18 protein-coding genes are annotated in these 19508 nt (G+C 54.1%); 7 read left to right on the top strand and 11 right to left on the bottom strand.

Translation table 11 applies throughout. From position 1 onward, the window contains the following. Nucleotides 1–7: 7 nt before the first annotated feature. From WA429_RS15760 to WA429_RS15780, 5 genes are all read right to left on the bottom strand, one after another. Complete coding sequence (locus WA429_RS15760) at nucleotides 8–724, bottom strand: ABC transporter ATP-binding protein (RefSeq protein WP_068517067.1); 717 nt, start codon at nucleotides 722–724, stop codon at nucleotides 8–10. Beyond that, complete coding sequence (locus WA429_RS15765; protein ID WP_101247852.1) at nucleotides 717–1451, bottom strand: ABC transporter ATP-binding protein; 735 nt, start codon at nucleotides 1449–1451, stop codon at nucleotides 717–719. Before WA429_RS15765 ends, WA429_RS15760 begins: the two co-directional genes overlap by 8 nt. After that, nucleotides 1448–2431 carry a branched-chain amino acid ABC transporter permease gene (locus WA429_RS15770; RefSeq protein WP_287466457.1) on the bottom strand — a complete coding sequence of 328 codons (984 nt, stop codon included), beginning with the start codon at nucleotides 2429–2431 and terminating at the stop codon, nucleotides 1448–1450. Before WA429_RS15770 ends, WA429_RS15765 begins: the two co-directional genes overlap by 4 nt. Continuing rightward, nucleotides 2431–3300: a branched-chain amino acid ABC transporter permease gene (locus tag WA429_RS15775; RefSeq protein WP_287466456.1), complete on the bottom strand. Its 870-nt coding sequence runs from the start codon at nucleotides 3298–3300 to the stop codon at nucleotides 2431–2433. Before WA429_RS15775 ends, WA429_RS15770 begins: the two co-directional genes overlap by 1 nt. Before the next feature lie 103 nt (nucleotides 3301–3403). Further along, nucleotides 3404–4621, bottom strand: coding sequence for an amino acid ABC transporter substrate-binding protein (locus WA429_RS15780; RefSeq protein WP_082817652.1), 1218 nt, complete (start codon nucleotides 4619–4621; stop codon nucleotides 3404–3406). Nucleotides 4622–4937: 316 nt separating this feature from the next. Between WA429_RS15780 and WA429_RS15785 the strand changes: the two genes are divergently transcribed. Both WA429_RS15785 and WA429_RS15790 read left to right on the top strand, forming a co-directional pair. Then, nucleotides 4938–5915: a helix-turn-helix domain-containing protein gene (locus WA429_RS15785; RefSeq protein ID WP_287466455.1), complete on the top strand. Its 978-nt coding sequence runs from the start codon at nucleotides 4938–4940 to the stop codon at nucleotides 5913–5915. A gap of 159 nt (nucleotides 5916–6074) precedes the next feature. Continuing rightward, nucleotides 6075–6890: a DUF3750 domain-containing protein gene (locus WA429_RS15790; protein ID WP_287466454.1), complete on the top strand. Its 816-nt coding sequence runs from the start codon at nucleotides 6075–6077 to the stop codon at nucleotides 6888–6890. 179 nt (nucleotides 6891–7069) lie between these two features. On the opposite strand, the gene WA429_RS15795 is transcribed toward WA429_RS15790, so the two are convergent. Next, nucleotides 7070–8503: a hypothetical protein gene (locus WA429_RS15795; protein WP_287466453.1), complete on the bottom strand. Its 1434-nt coding sequence runs from the start codon at nucleotides 8501–8503 to the stop codon at nucleotides 7070–7072. A 226-nt stretch (nucleotides 8504–8729) separates the two neighbouring features. Here WA429_RS15795 and WA429_RS15800 point away from each other — a divergent pair, with 226 nt between their 5' ends. Further along, the gene (locus tag WA429_RS15800; RefSeq protein WP_287466452.1) at nucleotides 8730–9947 is read left to right on the top strand and encodes an MFS transporter; all 1218 of its coding nucleotides are present in this window, start codon (nucleotides 8730–8732) and stop codon (nucleotides 9945–9947) included. Between the two features lie 38 nt (nucleotides 9948–9985). Here the strand turns inward: WA429_RS15800 and WA429_RS15805 are convergent, their stop codons facing one another. From WA429_RS15805 to WA429_RS15815, 3 genes are all read right to left on the bottom strand, one after another. Next, entirely contained in the window at nucleotides 9986–10432 is a 447-nt protein-coding gene (locus WA429_RS15805; protein ID WP_287466451.1) for a TspO/MBR family protein, read from the bottom strand. A 179-nt stretch (nucleotides 10433–10611) separates the two neighbouring features. Then, nucleotides 10612–11829 (bottom strand): zinc metallochaperone GTPase ZigA, encoded by a 1218-nt coding sequence (zigA, locus tag WA429_RS15810; RefSeq protein WP_287466450.1) that lies wholly within the window; start codon nucleotides 11827–11829, stop codon nucleotides 10612–10614. A gap of 240 nt (nucleotides 11830–12069) precedes the next feature. Next, nucleotides 12070–12765 carry a glutathione binding-like protein gene (locus WA429_RS15815; RefSeq protein WP_101247857.1) on the bottom strand — a complete coding sequence of 232 codons (696 nt, stop codon included), beginning with the start codon at nucleotides 12763–12765 and terminating at the stop codon, nucleotides 12070–12072. A 154-nt stretch (nucleotides 12766–12919) separates the two neighbouring features. Between WA429_RS15815 and WA429_RS15820 the strand changes: the two genes are divergently transcribed. Continuing rightward, the gene (locus WA429_RS15820; protein ID WP_287466449.1) at nucleotides 12920–13612 is read left to right on the top strand and encodes a glutathione S-transferase family protein; all 693 of its coding nucleotides are present in this window, start codon (nucleotides 12920–12922) and stop codon (nucleotides 13610–13612) included. Nucleotides 13613–13744: 132 nt separating this feature from the next. Further along, nucleotides 13745–14068, top strand: coding sequence for a hypothetical protein (locus WA429_RS15825; RefSeq protein ID WP_206927202.1), 324 nt, complete (start codon nucleotides 13745–13747; stop codon nucleotides 14066–14068). A gap of 106 nt (nucleotides 14069–14174) precedes the next feature. Here the strand turns inward: WA429_RS15825 and WA429_RS15830 are convergent, their stop codons facing one another. Beyond that, nucleotides 14175–15398 (bottom strand): MFS transporter, encoded by a 1224-nt coding sequence (locus WA429_RS15830; RefSeq protein ID WP_287466448.1) that lies wholly within the window; start codon nucleotides 15396–15398, stop codon nucleotides 14175–14177. Between the two features lie 112 nt (nucleotides 15399–15510). On the opposite strand from WA429_RS15830, the gene WA429_RS15835 reads away from it, so the two are divergent. Then, nucleotides 15511–16437, top strand: a complete 927-nt coding sequence (locus WA429_RS15835) for a LysR family transcriptional regulator (RefSeq protein ID WP_287466447.1) — start codon at nucleotides 15511–15513, stop codon at nucleotides 16435–16437. 69 nt (nucleotides 16438–16506) lie between these two features. Here WA429_RS15835 and WA429_RS15840 read toward each other — a convergent pair whose 3' ends face one another. Then, a complete protein-coding gene (locus tag WA429_RS15840; RefSeq protein ID WP_101247861.1) occupies nucleotides 16507–17847 on the bottom strand; it encodes an MFS transporter in 1341 nt (446 codons plus the stop codon). 450 nt (nucleotides 17848–18297) lie between these two features. On the opposite strand from WA429_RS15840, the gene cyoA reads away from it, so the two are divergent. Continuing rightward, nucleotides 18298–19428 (top strand): ubiquinol oxidase subunit II, encoded by a 1131-nt coding sequence (cyoA, locus tag WA429_RS15845; protein ID WP_228195743.1) that lies wholly within the window; start codon nucleotides 18298–18300, stop codon nucleotides 19426–19428. Nucleotides 19429–19508 lie beyond the last annotated feature (80 nt).

Raw genomic sequence — 19508 nt, forward strand, 5'->3', positions numbered from 1 at the left:
AGCGGCATCATGCCGCCCCAAGGCCAAGGAAGGCCTTTTGCACAGCAGGGTCGGATTGCAGGGCCCGGGCGCTGTCTTGTCCGGTGATGGCCCCGTTTTCAATCAGATATCCCCGATCTGATATGGCAAGGGACTGGTGCGCGTTCTGTTCGACCAGAAGAACACCAACCCCGGTTGTACGAATGGCGGCAAGCGCCTTGAACAGATCCCCGGTCATGATGGGTGACAGACCAAGGGAGGGTTCATCAAGCAGCAAGATATCGGGATTTGACATCAGCGCACGGCCAATTGCGACCATTTGCTGTTCGCCGCCGCTCATGGTGCGGGCGGCCTGGTTCAAACGTTCGGCCAGTTTGGGAAACAGGCCGATCACCCGATCAAGGTTTTGTTTTTCCGATGCGCGTGCACGTTTGGCAAAGGCCCCGAGTTCAAGATTTTCACGCACTGTCAGTTCGCCGAAAATGCCGCGGCCTTCGGGCACAAGCGCCAGACCGGCCTCGACGATTTTGTGGGCGGAAAGATCGGTAAGCTCCGCGCCCGAAAGATTGATGCGCGTCCCATCCTGTGCGGTGACAAGGCCGGCACAGGCTTTGAGCAGGCTGCTTTTGCCCGCACCATTGGCGCCAAGCATCACAACGATTTCACCGCGATCCACGGTGAGCGATACATCGCGCAGGGCTGCGTGTTTGCCATAGGATACAGACAGGTTTTTGATATCAAGCATGGCTGTCTCCCAGATAGGCGCGGACAACTTCGGGATCGGAAAGAACTTCGTCAGGCGTGCCATCGGCGATCTTGGCCCCGGCATTCATGACAACGCAACGATCGCACAGGCTTCTGATCGCATCCATCACATGTTCAACCATGATGATGGTCAGGCCTTCTTCCTTGAGCTGCCGCACCAGGGCAATGCCGTCCTGAAGTTCGGACGGGTTCAGACCGGCCAGCCATTCATCAAGCAAAAGAAGCCTGGGCTGAAGGGCAAGGGCGCGGCCCAGTTCAAGGCGTTTCTGATCGATATATGTCAGATCACCGGCAGGCGTGTGGGCCTGTTTGGCAAGACCGATGCGGTCCAGCAGTTCAAGGGCAGCCGAATGGGCGGCATCCCCCCATAGCGGATTGGTGCGATAGGCAAGACCGGCTTCGATATTTTCCACGCAATCAAGATCAGGCAGAACGCGGACAAGCTGGAACGTGCGCGCAATGCCGGAATGGCTGATTTTATGAGCCGGAAGGTTTGTGATGTCCTTGCCGCTGATGACAACCTTTCCTTCGTTGGCCTGAAGGGCACCGGAAATCAGGTTCATCACCGTGGTTTTGCCCGACCCGTTCGGACCCAGCAGGCCGACAATTTCACCGGCATGGACATCAAACTGCATCTGATTGACCGCAATCAGACCGCCAAATGCCTTATGCAGGCCCGAGATCGAGAGAAGAATTTCGGTATTCATGCTGTTTTCTCCCCTGATTTGCGGGTGGTTTCGGTGTCGGCTGAAAGCGTGCGCTTTTTCGGTGCACGGTATTTTTCATACAGACCCACCACACCACCGGGCAGAAGATAGACAATCACCATGAACACACAGCCAAGCAGAATGCTGAAATGGTTCGGGAAGCTTGCGGTCAGAACTTCAAACAGAAGGGTCAGCGGAATGACACCGAGAAGCGGACCCAGCAAGCGGCGCGGACCGCCCAGAAGTGCCATGATGACAACCTGGAATGACAGCATCGGGTTAAAGGCGATTACCGGATCGATATAGGTCCAGCGCGGTGCGATGATGGCGCCGGTCAGTGTCATGAATAGGGCAGACAGAACAAACAGCGCGACTTTGACGCGGGTAACATCAATACCGCAATGCTTGGCGACGGTTTCGTCTTCGCCAATGATGCGAAGCGCAAAGCCAAGGCGCGAACGCCCAAGGACAAACCCGGTCAGAAGCAATACGGCAAACAGGGCCAGCAACTGCCAGTAAATGTCATTCTGCGTGATATCAAGGAAGACATAACGGCCCATTTCACGGGTGACATTGACTTCGTACCAACTGACAACCTGACGGACCAGTTCGGTCAGGCCGAAGGTGAAAATCACGAAATAAACACCCGCCAGTCGCAGGGTCGAAAAACCGACCAGAAGGGCAACAACCGTTCCGGCAAGACCCGCACACAGAAGAACAAGCGGGAAGGCCATGACTTCACCGAGGACTGCCACCGTATAGGCGCCAATGCCAAAGAACACGACAGTTGCAAGCGAGATATAGCGCGTCGGGCCGGAAAACATCGACCAGGCTGTGGCAAGCACGGCGAAACTTACGACACTGATGGCAAGCGACATATAGTAGCTGTCAACAAGCGATGGCAGGAAGGCAAGAGCGGCAAAGATTGCGGCACCGATGGCCACCGGCTTGATGAAATCGGGTTTCAGGAAGGGGGGCATTATGCGGTCCTCCCGAACAGGCCGGATGGTTTGATCAGCAAGACCAGAAGGAAGATCACATAGGTGACAGCAATGGTCAGGCCCGGATCGATATAGGTCGCCACCAGACTTTCGGCGATGCCAAGGATCAGACCGGCAATCAGCGCACCGAGAAGGTTACCCACCCCGCCCATGATTACAACGATCAGGGCCTTCATGGTAAAGACAACACCCATCGAGGTCGAAAAGGTCAGGAACATGCTGACCAGGACGCCGCCGACAGCCGCGACCGCACCGCCAAGCGCAAAGGCAAAGCAGGCTGCGAAATTGACATCAATGGCAACAAGGCGGGCCGAGGTCGGATCAACCGCAACCGCACGAAGGGCGGTGCCAATACGGGTACGCGTCAGGATCAGATAGAAACCAAGACCAATGACAACGGCAAAGCCAAGGGCAACCAGACGGTTGGCCGCGATGGCCGCGCCAAACACGTCAACCGCGTCATTAAGGAAATCATAGCTGTAATAATTGCCGCCAAACCAGACCAGCAGCACACCCTGAACGATGAACAGCAGGCCGAAGGTGGCCAGAATGCTGTCAACTTCAAGCATGCCACGGTTTTTGGCACGCGCGACCAGCGGGGTCAGCAAAAAGCGATAAATGCCCCAGTTCAGCGCGAAGCTGACCGGAATGATGATCAAAAGACCAAGGATCGGGTTGATCCCGAGTGCGGTCATGAAAACAAAGGCAATAAAGGACGCGACGATCATCAGTTCGCCATAGGCGAGATTCATGATGCGCGAGACACCGTATTGCAGGGTCAGACCCATGGCGACAAGGGCATACATGCCGCCAAGCGTAATCCCCGATAATAATGCGTAGCTTAACATTCACTTCTTCCCAAAGGGGGTATCGGGTCCCGGACGGGGCGGTATCGGGGTTCCCGTGCGGTTGTGCACACACGGAAACCCCGACAATCCTTAAAGGCTGCGATCAGTTCGCGCCTTTCCAGGCCGGTTTCGGGAAGACAAGTTCATGGGCGCCTTCCATGCTGGTCGGGGCAACGCCGACAAATTTGCCGTCCTGCCACTGACCGACCTGCCAGAAGGTCTGGTCGCCCGGCTTGTAGGTGCCAAGGATGGTGTCAAAGCCGCCTTTGGCCAGTTCGGCATTCACAGCTTCGCGGTCGGTGGAACCGGCACGTTCGATTGCCTGTTGCAGGGACTGAAGCGATGCCCAGTTGACGATCGATGCCCAGCGATCCGGTTCGCGACCGGCAAAGGCGATGTGACGTTTGATATAGTCGGCGATCTTCGGATCGTTTTCGCTGGCACCGCCAAGGCTTACGACGCCTTCGGCATCTGCGCCAAAGCGGTCCTTATAAAGCGGGAAGGCCGTACCGACACCGGCATAGAAGACTTTGGGGTTGAAGCCCAGAACGCGGGACTGTTCGGTCAGGCCAAGAGTGCCCGGCGGATAGGAGAAGGCAACAAAGGTGTCTGCACCAAGCGATTTGATGTCATTGACGATGGTTGCAAGATCCTGGGAGCCCAGCGGATAGGTTTTGTCATAGACCAGATCAAAGTCGCGATCTTCAAGGGCAGCACGACCGGCCTTGGACAGTTCGATGCCAAAGCCGTCGGCAACAGCGATCATGGCGACCTTGTCATTGATTTTGCCGGCGTCTTTCAGGCCCTTGAGGAATTCGGCCATTTCGACGGCATATTGTTCACCGGTACCCAGCAGCCAATAGGAGTTTTTCCAGCGCTGAGCCAGTTGCGGTGCCTTGTCGGTCACAGCCGTACCGGCCAGATGGGCATAGCCCGCGCGATCAAGGATCGGCGCAACGGCAAGGTTCATGCCCGTGCCCCAGGGCGACAGGATGAAATCAACCTTGTCCTGGTTGATCAGGCGTTCAACCGCACGTACGGCTTCTTCGGAGCTCGATCGGTCATCATATTCGACGACTTCGATCGGGATCTGTTTGTCGCCGACCTTAAGGCCGCCGGCATCGTTGATTTCCTTGACCCACATTTCATAGTTGGGCGTGGTGCTGGTCGCAGCCCCCGGCGCGCCCGGCCCGGTTTTCGAAATGGCATAACCAATGCGATAGGTTTCCTGGGCATTGGCACCAAACAGCGTCGCGGTGCTCATCAATGCGGTGGTCGCCGCAGCAATGGTCGCGATGCGCAGTTTTGCTGAAATTTGCATGCTTTTCCTCCTGATCTCTTTGCAGAGACGGTTTTCCCGTTTGCGCGTTATTTCAGGAGTTTAGGCAAAGAGATTCTGTAATTTACTTTGGGATTCAAAGTAAATCTCCGGCGTATCCTCCCGCCCATTAGTTCGCAGATGCAAAATAATGGGAACGCATTTTTAATATGTATTGTTGTTTTTGCGGTTCCTTTGACCGTCACTCTAGTAAGCGATGGAACCGTTCCAATGTAAAGATAGCGAAATTGACATTTTAAGACGAAAAATTGTACTTTTATACGTATAACCATTTGGAATGGATGGGCGATAAAAAGGCATGTGTGCGCAGTCATCCCGCGATATCCCGGTATCCAGCCCGGCACGTCTGGCGGAAAATCCGTTTGAAGATCTGTTGCCGGTCACGGCACAGGCGATGATGGACCGGTTTGATCATCCGTTATCCCCGCAAAGCTGGGTGATGAATGATCCGGGGCGGCGCGACCGGTGTTATGCGGTGCTGTTATTGTCCGGGCGGGCGCAGATCGCCCTGCGCCAGGGGGTGATTGATTGCAGGGCCCCGGCACTTGTGTGGTTGCCGCTTGGCGAAACGCAACGGTTTACGGTAACGGCGGGCAGCGAGGGCTATTTGCTGTCGGTGGCCGATGATCTTGTCGCACGTCATTGCGGGGATGGGGCGGGGGTTGCCGGGGGCGGTATGGCCGGCGGGGGGCTTCCGCTTCGGCTTGCGGCCGATACGGTGCATAATGTGACCCCGTCGGAAAACGGCGAAAACATTGCACATTTGCGCCGCAGTTTCGAGGCAATCCGGGCCGAGCTGATGCAAAATGCGCTGGGGGCCAGTCTTGTGGTCGGGGCGCATTTGCAGATCATTCTGACCATGGTGTTGCGTCTGGCCGAAAATGTAATGGAACAGCGCGACAAGCATCGACCGGGCTCGATTACCTTTCAGCGGTTCTTGCAGGTGCTTGAGCTTCATTTCCGCGAACACTGGAATGTGGCCGATTATGCAACCGCCCTTGGCGTCAGTGAAAGGCGCTTGGGATCGGCTGTTTTGCGCGCAACCGGCAAGCCGCCGCTTACGGTTATTCATGACCGCGTCTTGCGCGAAGCCTGCATGCGGCTGGAACAAAGTCCGCTGGGTGTGGCACAGATTGCCTATGGGCTTGGTTTTCGCGACCCGGCCTATTTCAGCCGGTTTTTCAAACGCTATATGGGGGAGGCGCCCGGCGCATACCGGCGTCTGCGGCGTGCGGCAGAACGGGTACGCGATGATACTTTTGCCGCCTGGCCATAGGGTTTTGGCCGGGTAACCGGTTGGTAAATGTCGCGAAAATGTATCAATGGCTCACGGCTTGTTGAATGCCGGTCAAAGTTGCGTTGCCTTTTTTTGATCTTACTTCTTCGCTTTGATCGTAATGTTATTGCAACGCGAAATCAGATTGGATGAAAAACCTTGGGTAAAGGCAAAACACTTCTTCTTGGGCTTGTCGCGGTTCTGGTCCTGCCATTCGGGATCAGTCTTGCCGAAGATCCGCCCGGTCAGGACAAGAAAGAAAGCTATACCTGGCGCAATGCGCCGCGCCATTCATCGGGGGTTGCGCCCAGTGCGCAGGATCATGCCAATCAGGCCATTGTCATGGTGATGGCAGCCGATACATTTGGCTGGCGCGGATATTTTGCGGTTCATCCATGGATCATTTTCAAGCGTGCCGGTGAAACCAGCTATACCCGTTATGACGTGGTTGGCTGGGGTGGCGGCAATGTGGTGCGCAAGAACTATGCGATCCCCGATGGTCTTTGGTTCGGGGCCAAACCGAAAGTTCTGGCCGATCATCGCGGCGAGGCGGCAGAAGCCCTGATTGACGAGATCGAGGCCGCGGTGGCGAGCTATCCGTTCCCCAATGAATATCGCAGCTATCCGGGGCCGAACAGCAACACCTTTATCGCCCATATCGGGCGCGAGGTCCCCGACCTTGATCTTGATATGCCGGCCAATGCGATTGGCAAGGATTACCGCCCGATCACCAATCCGGTGGGCATGTCATCAAGCGGGCAGGGTGTGCAGGCCAATCTGCTTGGCGTTCTTGGATTGTCGGTCGGGCTTGAAGAAGGCATCGAGTTCAATGTGCTGGGCCTGAATTTCGGGATCGATTTCAATCGCCCGGCATTGCGGTTGCCGTCGGTCGGACGGCTTGGCATGGATAATGTCGCAGTCGAAAATGGGCAAGGGGGCAGTGCTGATGATGTTGTTTCCCGGTCAAGAGACTGATTTTTGCCTGATGCCTATTTGTCTTAAGTTGCTCTAGTTGCGGGGGGGGCGAATTTTGGAAGCCCTGAGTTTCCCGTTGCGAGTAAGCTGTTGGGTTACTCAAAAATAGCAAAGGGTCGGAGGTGTCTTTTGTAATAGGGCCTTTGGTTGGGGGAGGCTTCAAGGTGGCCCGCCGGAGACTAAACAGTTCCAATCGCTGTCAGTGGTTCTCCATAAATTGATTCAAATTTTTCAGCTACTCTCTCGTCATCTCTTGCCCATTTAAAAGCAGGCCACTCGATAAAATCATCTTTCTCTAATTCATTGCTAGGCATGAGTTTATCCATTAGGTCTAGTACATGCTCTATTTCCTCTTTCAGGGCGTGAACACATATCTTGTAAACTCCGGTTGTTGCGCTCCAATCTTCTGCATCTAAGACTGCGTGAGCTTCAGAGGTTTTTCCCATGTGTCTCAGGCAGCTAGCGTAGTTGACGATCATCGTTCGTCGTACTGCGTCGCTTGGTGAGGTCGTCTGCCTGTTTAATGCTAAGTCCATTAGCTTATGGGCTACCTTATATTGACCTTCTTTAATCATTCGAAAGGCATGCTCTCCAATAAATTGAAATATTCTATCTTTTTCATTTTTGAAGAACTTCATGGCTACTGAGAACATTAAAGATGTTCCAAATATCAAAAGTGTGGATGCAGAATTTTTCATGTAGTCCTTCTTTAGGTCTAGTGTGTCTCCTATATTTATTTGTGATATGTCAACTCCGCATTCTTTGCATTTTTTTAAGTATGTATTATTTACTATGCACTTTCCATGAGCAACAAGATTTCTTCTTTCAAATATTTCTATAAAGTTGTTCCAGTAATCTATGTTTTTAATTATTGTTAGGTTTAGCTTTTTTTCAATGTATAAAACTTGGTCGTGATGCGATGCGTACATTATGCTGTTTATTTCTTCTTCTGTTATTCTTTTTTTTATTTCATCGACGCCACCAAGTTCAATGATTTCTTTGACAGTAAGTTTCTTTTCTGAGGCGTTCATAAGCTCAGGTTTTTCCTCGAGAATGAACCTAATTGTTTCGGCAATAAACGAATCAAAAGTTGCGACAAGGCTAAGGAGAATTGCACCAGGTAGTACGGAAGAACCTTTGTCAAATTCGCGCAGTTTCCGAACTTGTTCTGAAATTGTTCTTAAACCACTTTTGGGTACGGCAAATGTTTTAAATCGTAGGTTTTCTTGGTGTACATCGAAGTGAGTTTCTGCGTGAGCAAGCATTTCTTGTTCTATGTAGTTGGTTCTCATCGCAGGTATTGTGAAGCTGCTAGCTGCAATTAGCGGGCTGTATGACGATACTGCTTCCCCAAAATCTGTTAGCATCTTGAATAAGCGATCTATGCCAGTAATTTCTTCTTCATCATCGGTTTTAGGAGATTTATTTCTATCATCCTTCTTATTGTCAGTTTTGTTGGAAACCGTATCTACGTCATTTTGACGGATTGAGGCCATCCAGTCTTCGATGACGGATAAATTCTTGGAGGTACAGACATAGGCAAACAAGTCATCATCACTCGCATTGGCAATGCACAGGTAACCAACGTATTTATCCTCATTGTTAGCCGTCATGTAACTTCTCTCCCATATATTCAGCCTACTTCTAATAGAATTTTTTTTATAAAATGCAACTTGATGGTGGTGCTGTTTGAGTTTCTATGTCTGATTCCGTTAGTGGTTGGGGGCGGAACGGATTAAGGAGATGAAGGGGCTTGGTTGCCGCAGTTTTAAATGCTTGCCATTTCGATGAAATGCGGCGAAGTCTTGGGTTCATAAGAATCATTCGCAAGGCTTGGCCGTGTTTTCCCAAATCAGTCTGCTGGCCCGTCCGGGCCAAATCCCCGCGACCGTCTGGATCCTTGGGTTTGTCAGTCTTCTGATGGATGTGTCCTCGGAGATGGTGCAAACCCTGTTGCCGCTTTATATGGTTTCGGGGCTCGGATTGTCGGCGGTGACCATCGGACTGATCGAGGCAATCGCCATCGCAACCGCAACTGCGACCAAATTATGCGCCGGTGTTTTTTCCGATCTGATCGGATCGCGCAAATGGCTTGTTGTGGTCGGGTACGGGTTTGGCGCGCTGGCCAAGCCGTTCTTTCCCCTGGCCGAAGGCTTGGGCGCGATTGTTGCCGGACGGTTTGTTGACCGGGTTGGCAAGGGCATTCGCAGTGCGCCGCGGGATGCGCTGATTGCCGACGCCGCCCCGGCCGATAAACGCGGTGCCTGTTTCGGGTTACGCAAATCCCTTGATACGGTCGGCGGCTTTGTCGGGCCATTGATTGCCGTTCTGGTCATGATGGCGTCGGGCGGGGATTTCAGGCTGGTATTCTGGCTTGCGGTTATACCGGCTGTGCTGGCGGTGGCGATGCTGGTGGCAGGTATCCGCGAACCGGAAACCGCACAGGGCCGCGACGGGCGTCAGACCATAATTGGTCTTTTGAGACGTTCCGGCGATCTGGGGCGCGGTTTCTGGCTTGTCATGGCGGCAGCGGCAATTTTGATGCTGGCCCGGTTTAGCGAGGCATTTTTACTGCTGCAAGCAGGCACGGTCGGGATTGCGGCAAGTTATGTGCCGCTGGTTCTGGTGTTGATGCATCTGGTTTACGGGCTGTGTGCCTATCCGGTCGGGGTGATGTCGGACCGGATCGGGCGGCGCGGACTTCTGGTGGGCAGCATTGCGGTGCTGGCGGTGGCCGATCTGGTCATTGCCTTTGCGCCGGGGATTGCCGGCTATGTGATTGGCATCGGGCTTTGGGGGCTGCATATGGGCATGTCACAGGGGCTGATTGCGACGCTGGTTGCCGATCACAGTCAGGAACGTCTGCGCGGCACGGCCTTTGGGGTGTTTAACCTGGTCTGCGGCGTTGCGCTGATGCTGGGCAATGTGATGGCCGGGCTGATCTGGGAACAGTTTGGCACCTATATGACCTTTGTTGCCGGCGCCGTGGCCTGTGTGATGGCCCTGATCCTGTTCGGGGTGGTGGTTATGCGGGGACACACGCCAGGCGCGAGATAGGCGAGAGCGCAAAACAGGCCGTGAAATTGGCCCGGACCCTAGCCGTTAAGATGCCAGATCGCCCCGTTCAGCAGGGCGGCAAACCCGACCCACAGCACATAGGGGATCAGAAGGATGCCCGCCAGCCGGTCGATTTTGAGAAACATCGCGCAATTGACGATGATCAGGGCAAGCAGGATCACAATATCGACCAGCCCCCAAAAAGGTGACTGGGCGCCAAAGAACAAAAATGACCATGCCAGATTAAGCGTCAGCTGGAGCCCGTAAACAATAAACGGGCCCTTGGCATTGGCGATGCCGGCTTTCAGCCAGACCCGCCAGCCGCTAAAGGCGATCAGGAAATAAATGATGGTCCACATCGGACCAAACAGCCAGTTTGGCGGATTGAAGGCCGGTTTCTGCAGGCTTGCGTACCAGTCATTGACACTGGTTGCGGTTACGGCACCACCTGCGGCCGATATGATCGCACAATACCATAAAGGCAATCAGCGCAAAGACCCTGGTGCGGTGATTGGGGATACGGTGATTGGGGGTGCGGGTTTCGGCATGGGGATCACGCATTTCCGTTCCGATCATTTGGGGCAGCCATGTGGTGATAGTCGCATGTTTCGGACATCATAACCACATGGCATGCGTTTCGAAATCGGCTCGGCTGGTACCCGGTTTATGCAGTCCTTTTGCCCCAGCGCGGAAACGGATCAGGCAGATTGGCATAACGGGTCGGATCAAAGGATGTGGCCAGAGCATCTTCATCCTCATCGACAAGGCAGTCCGAAAGACGCTGGCGCAGGGCGGCCTCGTTCATGTGCTGACCGATAAAAACTATTTCCTGACGACGATCGGCAAAGACCGGATCCCATTTTGAAAAGACCATATCGCGCCATGCCGGATTGTCGGGCCATTGATCGCGCGGAACCGCGCACCACCATGTTCCAAGGGCCTCTGTCTTGACAGCTGCCCCGGCCTGACTGATTTCACCGACCCAGTCCGGGCGGGTCGCCAGCCAGAAATGCCCCTTTGCACGCAGGACGCCGGGCCATTCGCTATTGATGAAGGCATGAAACCGTTGCGGGTGAAAGGGCAGGGATGTACGGAAGGTAAAGCTTTTGATCCCGTATTCTTCGGTCTCGGGCACGTGATCGGCAAAGCCATAGAGTTCCTTGGCCCACAGCGGATGATTTTGTGCCCGTTCGAAATCAAACCGCCCGGTATTGAGGATGCGTTGCGGGTCAACGATGCTGTTGGTGGTTTCGATGATTTCGGCATCGGCATTCAGGGCCCTTAGAATGGCCAGTACCGATTGGCGTTGTTCGGTATCGACAAGATCAAGCTTGTTAACAACGATCACATCAGCAAATTCGATCTGATCAACCAGAAGATCCACAATCGATCTGTCATCCCCGTCGCCCAGGCTTTCGCCGCGGTCGGACAGAAAGTCGGTGGAACTGTAATCGGCAATCATGCGCGCGGCATCGACAACCGTCACCATGGTATCGAGCCGGGCAATATCACCAAGCGATTGGCCGTTTTCATCGCGGAAATCAAAGGTGGCCGCGACTGGCAACGGTTCGGAAATGCCGGTTGATTCAATCAGTAAATAATCAAAGCATCCCTGTTCGGCGAGACGGCGGACCTCGGCGAGGAGATCATCGCGCAAGGTGCAGCAAATGCAGCCATTGGTCATTTCGACCAGCTTTTCATCGGTCAGGGAAAGCTCCGAGCCGCCATTGCGCACAAGGTCGGCATCGATATTGACCTCGGACATGTCATTGACAATGACCGCAACCCGCAAGCCACGGCGATTGTTGAGAACATGATTGAGAAGAGTGGTTTTGCCCGCACCAAGAAAGCCGGACAGAACAGTAACGGGAAGGCGTTTCATCAGATCGACCGTAAATGTTATGTTATAACGTAACATTTACGGGGAAGGGAGCCGTAATGCAATCAAAAAAGTAAGAAGTCCCGAAAGGCTTGGCAAAAGGCTTGCCAAAAAGGCCGGGCAAAAGGCTTGGAAAAATGGGCGGGAAAAAGGGGAAGGTAATAGGTGGGGGCACAAGCTGCCGGTACAGACGATCCGGTCAAAAAAAAAGACCCGGCAGGGACCGCCGGGTCTGTTTCGGTATCAGGCCGGTTTGGATGTCTGTCCAAACAGGATTTTCTTGCCTTCTTCCGTCACAGCAGGCTGTGCGGTGAATGGTTCGGCGGCCTTGTAGGCGGCAATGGTGGCCGGGCGCGCCTTGATGGTTTCAAACCAGCGTTTCAGGTTCGGGAAGTCATTGAGATCCTGTTGCTGTTTTTCATGGCTTACGATCCACGGATAGGATGCCATGTCAGCAATGGTATATGCATCACCGGCAATGAAGTCGCGGCCTTCGAGACGTTTGTTCAGCACACCGTAAAGACGGTTGGTCTCGTTGACGTAACGCGTGATGGCATAGGGGATCTTTTCAGGGGCATAGGTGCCGAAATGATGGTTCTGACCGGCCATCGGACCAAGTCCGCCCATTTGCCAGAACAGCCATTCCATCACCGTTTTGCGGCCGCGTATATCAGTCGGCAGGAACTTGCCGGTCTTTTCGGCGAGATATTGCAAGATCGCCCCGGATTCAAACACCGTGATGGCATCGCCGCCATCTGCCGGATCATGGTCGATGATGGCCGGCATGCGATTGTTTGGCGAAAAGGCCAGGAATTCCGGCTTGAACTGGTCACCGGCACTGATATTGACCGGGAAAATCTTGTAATCCAGCCCGGCTTCTTCAAGGAACAGCGTGATCTTGTGGCCGTTCGGGGTAGGCCAGTAATAAAGGTCAATCATGGGCTTGGGGCTCCTGTGATGATTTTTGAGTGGCAGGGTCAATAAAGGAACCTTGCCAACTGAGACATTATCGGTCAATTTAAAACGAACGTTCCAAAATGCAATACCGGGTCACAGCTTTGTGTTATCAGGCGGGCCCGCAAGGAGACCATTGATGATCCGCTTCTATTTTCATCCGACCCCGAACCCGCAGAAAATCTCGATGATGCTTGAGGCATCCGGGCTTGAATATGAAGTCCTGCCGGTCGACACCCGCAAGGGTCAGCAACATGACCCGGCCTTTCGCGCGGTCAATCCCAATGGCAAGGTGCCAGCCATTGTCGATACCGACGGGGCCGGCGGCACGGAAGTCCGGGTGTTTGATTCCAATGCCATCCTGATGTATCTGGCCGAAAAGTCCGGCAAGTTTCTGGGCAAGCCGGAAGATCGTGGCGAGCTTCTTTCATGGTTGATGTTCATTGCCACCGGCCTTGGTCCGTTTTCCGGTCAGGCGGTGCATTTCCAGTATGTCGCCCCGGAAGGCAGCGATTACGGTGTGAACCGTTACCGCAATGAAATCGCCCGGCATTATCAGGTTCTTGAAGATCATATGAAGGGCCGTGAATTTATTGTCGGCGATGAAATGACCATCGTTGATATTTCGGCCTGGGGCTGGGTCGACAAGGCGCCCTATGTCCACAAGAACCCGGATGTGATGGATAACTATCCCAACCTGAAACGCTGGTTCGCGGCGATGAACAGTCATCCGGCGGCAATTGCCGCACGCGATGTCGGCAAAGGTCACAGCTTCAAAACCGAAATGGACGAAGACGCCAAACGCGCGATGTTCCCGTCAAACTACGTTTGATTGGGCATTCCTTTGTAAGAGCGACCACGTCGGGAAGTTTGGTCTTGCAATGAATGCATCTTTAAAGTGCAATAGTTGTTTGATTGTGCAATCAAAAGGCCATGCCCAAACTTTTCGAAAGAGGTTACTTGCATGCAGGAACTCGAACTTACAGACGGGCGAATTGTGCGCGTATGGTGGCTGTTGACTTGGCGATCGTTTGCGGGGGCGTTTGTCGGCGGCTTTGTGATCAGTTTCGTTATCCATTTTGGTATCGGCTTCTTTAACAAGGTATCTGGCGCAACGCTTGACGGCGGATTTATCGTTTGGCTTTTCAATGCTCTATGGATGTTTTTCTGGCAGTTCATCGTTGTACGGATGATGCTTCGAAAACATTACAAAGGTTTTCGTCTAGCGATTGTCGCCGATGACGTGCCTGAAACGGCAGAAGCCAGTCACACCGTGACCTCCGCATGAAAATCGCGCTGTCGGCTCGCGCGCTTCAGGTCTCCAGATGTAAAAACACCCCGGTTTTGGCCGGGGTGTTTTTCGTTATCCGATCAAACAGGATCATGGTTGGTGATCAGGACTGCGCCGCCTTGCGATCGGCGATCATTCTGATGGTCAGGCTGATGATGCCAGCCAGGATACCGACCGCCATCACCGACAGATAACCGCCGCTGGCAAATAGCTGGGTGCCAAGAACCGATCCGGATGCCATGCCGACAAACATCACGGTAAAGAAGACCGAGTTCAGTCTGCTGCGGGCTTCGGGGGCGATTTGATAGACAATGGTCTGGTGCGAAACCAGAGACGCCTGAACCCCCAGATCAAAGCCGATGGTGCCGATGGCAAGGATGGCAAGCTGTGCACTGACCGATGACAGTGCGGGCACCATGCACATGATGGCAAAGGACAGGATCAGGATGACGGAGCCCAGTTTGGTAACCCGTGCCGGGCCATGGCGATCGGCAAGGCTTCCGGCATAGCGTGCCATCAGGGCCCCGACAGCACCGAGCAAGCCAAAGGCACCGGCAACGTCACTGCCAAGCCCATAGCGTTGATGGAGGATCAGCGAAAGCGACGACCAGAACGCGCTGAAGGCAACCGCAAGGAATGCCTGTGCAATGGCCGCATGGCGCAGCGATGGATGTTCAGTCCAGAGATGGGCAAGGGATTGCAGGAGTTTGGGATAGCTCATCGTTGCGTGGGTTTGGAACGGCGGCAGGATTTTCCAAAGCGCAAAGCCGATGATCAGGATTTGAACCGCAGCGAGTTGCAGCACAATCCGCCATCCGAAATATTCGGCGATCACGCCACTGACCGTGCGTGACAGCAGGATCCCGATCAAAAGACCGGTCATGACGGTACCAATGGTTTTGCCATGCAGATGTTTGGGCGACAGGATGGCGGCGGCCGGAACAATGTCCTGGGCCATGGTTGCGGTGATGCCGATCAGAAGACTTGTGAACAGGATGGTGTTCAGGCCCGGTGAAATGCTGCCGGTCAGAAGCATGGCGGCAAGCAGGACACTTTTAAGAACGATCAGGGTCCTTCGATCATAACGGTCGCCAAGCGGCAACAGGAACAGAATGCCCAAAGCATATCCGACCTGGGTCACTGTCGGGATCAGTCCGGTTGTCCCGGCACCAAGCCCAAGTTCGGTCCCGATCATGTTGAGAACCGGCTGGGTATAATAGATCGAGGCCACGGCCGATCCCGCACCAAGGGCAAGCGCAAAGATGATGTTGCGCGACGGGGCCGCCGTGATCTGCTGCGGATCAGCAGTTGTTTGCGCGGTGGTCATTGAAAGCTCCGTAAAGCGGAATTGATTTTGGCCCAGAATATGGATGACACGCTGGTTTGGTAGAGGGTTGTGCGGTAAGATGGTTATACGTAAAGCGTATGATAGGTGATGAATGTCTTCCGTTGATCGTATGGAGTTGATGCAAACATTTGTGCGTATCGTGGATGGCGGAAGTCTGTCGGCGGCGGCAGGATTGCTTGGCACGACCCAGCCGACCATCAGTCGCCGGTTGCGGACGCTTGAGGATATGCTTGGGGTCGAGCTGATCCTGCGCAATACGCATGCGATCAAGCTGACCGATGACGGGGAACGGTGTTATGCTCATGCCTGCACCCTGATTGAGGGGTGGGACGCCCTGACCGAAGAACTTTCGGGTACGGATGGCGAACCGGTCGGGCGGCTTGCGGTCAAGGTGCCCCATGCCTTTGGGCAGGATCAGTTGCTTCAGCCGCTGATCAAATTCCTGAAACGCTATGACCAGGTCAGTGTCGACTGGGTCCTGAGCGACCGGCCGCCGGACTTTATTTCCGAACGGATCGATTGTGCCATTCATGTTGGCGCGGTGTCCGATCCGTCACATGTTGCCGTGCTGCTTGCGGAAATCCCGCGTATTGTTGTCGCCGCACCCGACATTCTGGCAAACAGACCCGTTTGTGATGTCGGGATGCTGGCGGATCTGCCGTGGGTGTCTCTCAAGACATTTTACGGGTCGGAGATTTCGCTGCAAAATATCGGCAGCCGGGAACTGATCCGGTTTCCGATCAAGCCGCGTCTGAGTACAGACAGTCTGTTTGCAACCCGTCAGGCGGTGCTTGGCGGGCTGGGGGCGGGGATTGTGTCGCGCTGGATCGTGACCGATGACCTGCGAACCGGAAAGCTGATGCATTTATGCCCGGACTGGCAGGCGTCATCCTTGCCTGTTTATCTGGTTTATCCCTATGCCAGCTATTATCCGGCACGCATGCGGAAGTTTTTTGAAATCCTGCGCGATTTCATGCCAGGCCTGGCTGAGGTCGAAGCCCCGGCGCACAGGCGATAAAGCCACATATGAAAACACCCCGGTTTTGACCGGGGTGTTTGCGGTTGGATTGGATCCGGGATCCGGTGATCAATCGGTATTTTTGGAACCGAAATGCTTGTTGAAGTGCAATACCAGCAGGGTAACGATTGCCCCTGAAAGCAGGTAGGCACCAACACCGGGCAGACCGAACTTGTCACACAGATACAATGCGATCAGCGGTGCGAAACCGGCACCGAGCAACCATGCAAGGTCGGATGTCAGGGCAGACCCGGTATAGCGGTATTCACGCTTGAAGTTCGATGCCAGCGTGCCGGCCGCCTGACCAAAGCACAGGCCCAGAACCGCAAAGCCACCTAAAACAATCATGCCTTCATTGATGATGTTGAAGGAATAAAGCAGCGGGGTCAGAACAGCACCCAGGAAGATGATCCCGGCACTGTATCCCAGCAGGCGACGACGACCGAGCTGATCGGCGATGAAGCCCGATGCGACAATGCCAAAGGCGCAAAGTACGGCACCGACACCCTGGGTCAGAAGGAACTGCCCCGGATTGCCGTTGGCATACAGATAGACCCAGCTGAGCGCAAAGACCGTGACCAGATGGAACAGCGCGTAGCTGACCATCGGGACCAGTGCCCCAAGCACAACGGTACGACCGTTATGTTTGAGTGTGTCCATCACGCGGGCTGCTTCCAGTTCGTTCTTTTCAAGAAGATGGCCGAACTCCGAGGTGGCAACCAGACGCAGGCGGGCAAACAATGCGACCACGTTGATGGCAAAGGCCACGAAGAACGCATAGCGCCAGCCAAAGGCCAGGAAGTCATCGGGATGCAGGGTCAGAAGCAGATAGGCAAACAGTGAAGATGCCAGCATGAAGCCAAGCGGTGCGCCCAATTGCGGGATCATCGCATACCAGCCCTTGCGGTTGTCCGGCGCATTGAGGGCCAGAAGCGATGCAAGACCATCCCAGGCACCACCCCATGCAAGACCTTGCAGGAAGCGGAAGCTGCACAGCAGATAGATCGCAAGAACACCGGCAGAGGCATAGCTTGGCAGGAAGGCCATCGCCGCGGTCGAGCCGCCGAGCATGAACATGGCAATCGTCAGTTTGACGCCACGGCCATAATGCCGGTCAACCGTCATGAAGACCAGCGAGCCCACCGGGCGGGCGATAAAGGCCAGAGAGAAGATGGCAAAGGAATACATGGTGCCGACCAATGCCGTTTCGCCGGGAAACAGCAATTGCGGGAACACAAGTACCGATGCGATGCAGTAAACGAAAAAGTCGAAAAATTCCGAAGTCCGGCCGATGATCACGCCAAGCGCGATCTGACCGGGATCGTTGGTTGCGTCGGCATTAAGATGCCGTGCGTCGCGTTCCAAACCTGATGAGGTGGCGGTCGCGTAGTTTTCTGTTGTTTGGTTCACGCCGTTCTCCCTAAATCACTGGTCGGACCTTTTGGTCCTAACTACTTTTGATTGGATCACAAATTCGGATCAAAGGACGATACGACTTTGGATCGAGTCTAAGTATAGACATGTGAATTGCAAACGTCAGTGTCAATTATCTTTCTGCACCGCACAACGTTAGGTTTACATTGGAATGATAATTGTCATTAAGACCCAGCTATGCACGGCGGGTATCTTGACATTGTTGCGATGCAGCTATAGCAATTCCCGCGAAATTCCGACCTGGCGGGTTTTTGAAAAAAATTTGCCAAAATTGTGCCCTTTCCGTGGATGTTTGGAATGATTATTCCTATATGCCGTTGCGACGGGGTACGACGTGTGGCGATCTCCGATGGGTCGTTCATGCGGCTCGCAGGCATATTGTTGCCTGTGAGAACATCTTCCAGAAACTGACAAAGTATGAAGCGCATGCTTTCAAAACTTGTACGCGGCGTCGCTGTAGCCTCGATGTTTTCGCTTCTGGCCGGTTGCAACCTGGTTGTTATCGACCCGTCGGGTGATATCGCGTCCCAGCAGTCCGATCTGATTATCGTTTCCACGATCCTGATGCTGCTGATCATCGTTCCGGTGATGGCACTGACTGTCTTCTTTGCCTGGAAATACCGTCAGGGCAACAAGGACGCGGAATATGATCCCGAATGGCACCATTCCACGAAGCTGGAAGTCGTCATCTGGTCCGCACCACTGGTGATCATTATTGCGCTTGGCGCGATCACCTGGGTTACGACGCATACGCTTGACCCGTATCGTCCGCTGGACCGTATTGACGCTGAACGTCCGTTGGCCAAAGATCACGAACCGATGGTGATCGAAGTCGTTTCCCTCGATTGGAAATGGCTGTTCCTGTATCCGGAACAGGGCATTGCGACCGTCAATGAACTTGCAGCTCCGATTGATACCCCCATTCAGTTCAAAATCACTTCTTCGGGTATCATGAACTCCTTCTTCATTCCGGCTCTTGCGGGCCAGATTTACTCGATGGCGGGTATGGAAACCAAACTCCATGCCGTGATCAACGAAGAGGGCGTTTATGAAGGCTTCTCGGGGAACTATAGCGGTGAGGGCTTCTCTCATATGCGCTTCAAGTTCCACGGCCTGAGCGAAGAAGGCTTTGACAAATGGGTCGCTGATGTGAAGTCCGACGAGAACTTCCTTGGCCGTTCCCAGTATCTTGAACTCGAAAAGCCGAGCGTCGCCGAGCCGGTTCACTACTACAGCGCAGTGGACCCGGAACTCTATACCGCGATCCTCAACATGTGCGTCGACCAGTCGAAAATGTGCATGAACGAGATGATGGCGATCGACGCGAAAGGCGGCGGTGGACTGGCTGGCATCTATAACGTGATGTCGCTGACCTATGACGTTCCGCATATGCGCGGAAGTCAGCCGTTGCCCGAAAGCAAGTCCTATGTGGCGTCGCTTTGCACCACCCCTGAAAGTGGTTTTTCTGGCGAGCTTGCCAATCTGCCCTTGTTTGACAATGGACAGAGTGCACGCGCCATGAGCATTGCGCCCGCAGGCGTTTCGACAGGGTTCTGAAGCAGTGCCGGTTGGTGAAAGCCAACCGGCCCTTCGCAGTTTTCGCACCGGGTATCTGGTGCCTTGCTGCATTTGAAAGA

It is taken from the genome of Thalassospira sp. CH_XMU1420-2, assembly GCF_037029325.1.
In the GTDB taxonomy this organism is placed as follows: Bacteria; Pseudomonadota; Alphaproteobacteria; order Rhodospirillales; family Thalassospiraceae; genus Thalassospira; species Thalassospira povalilytica.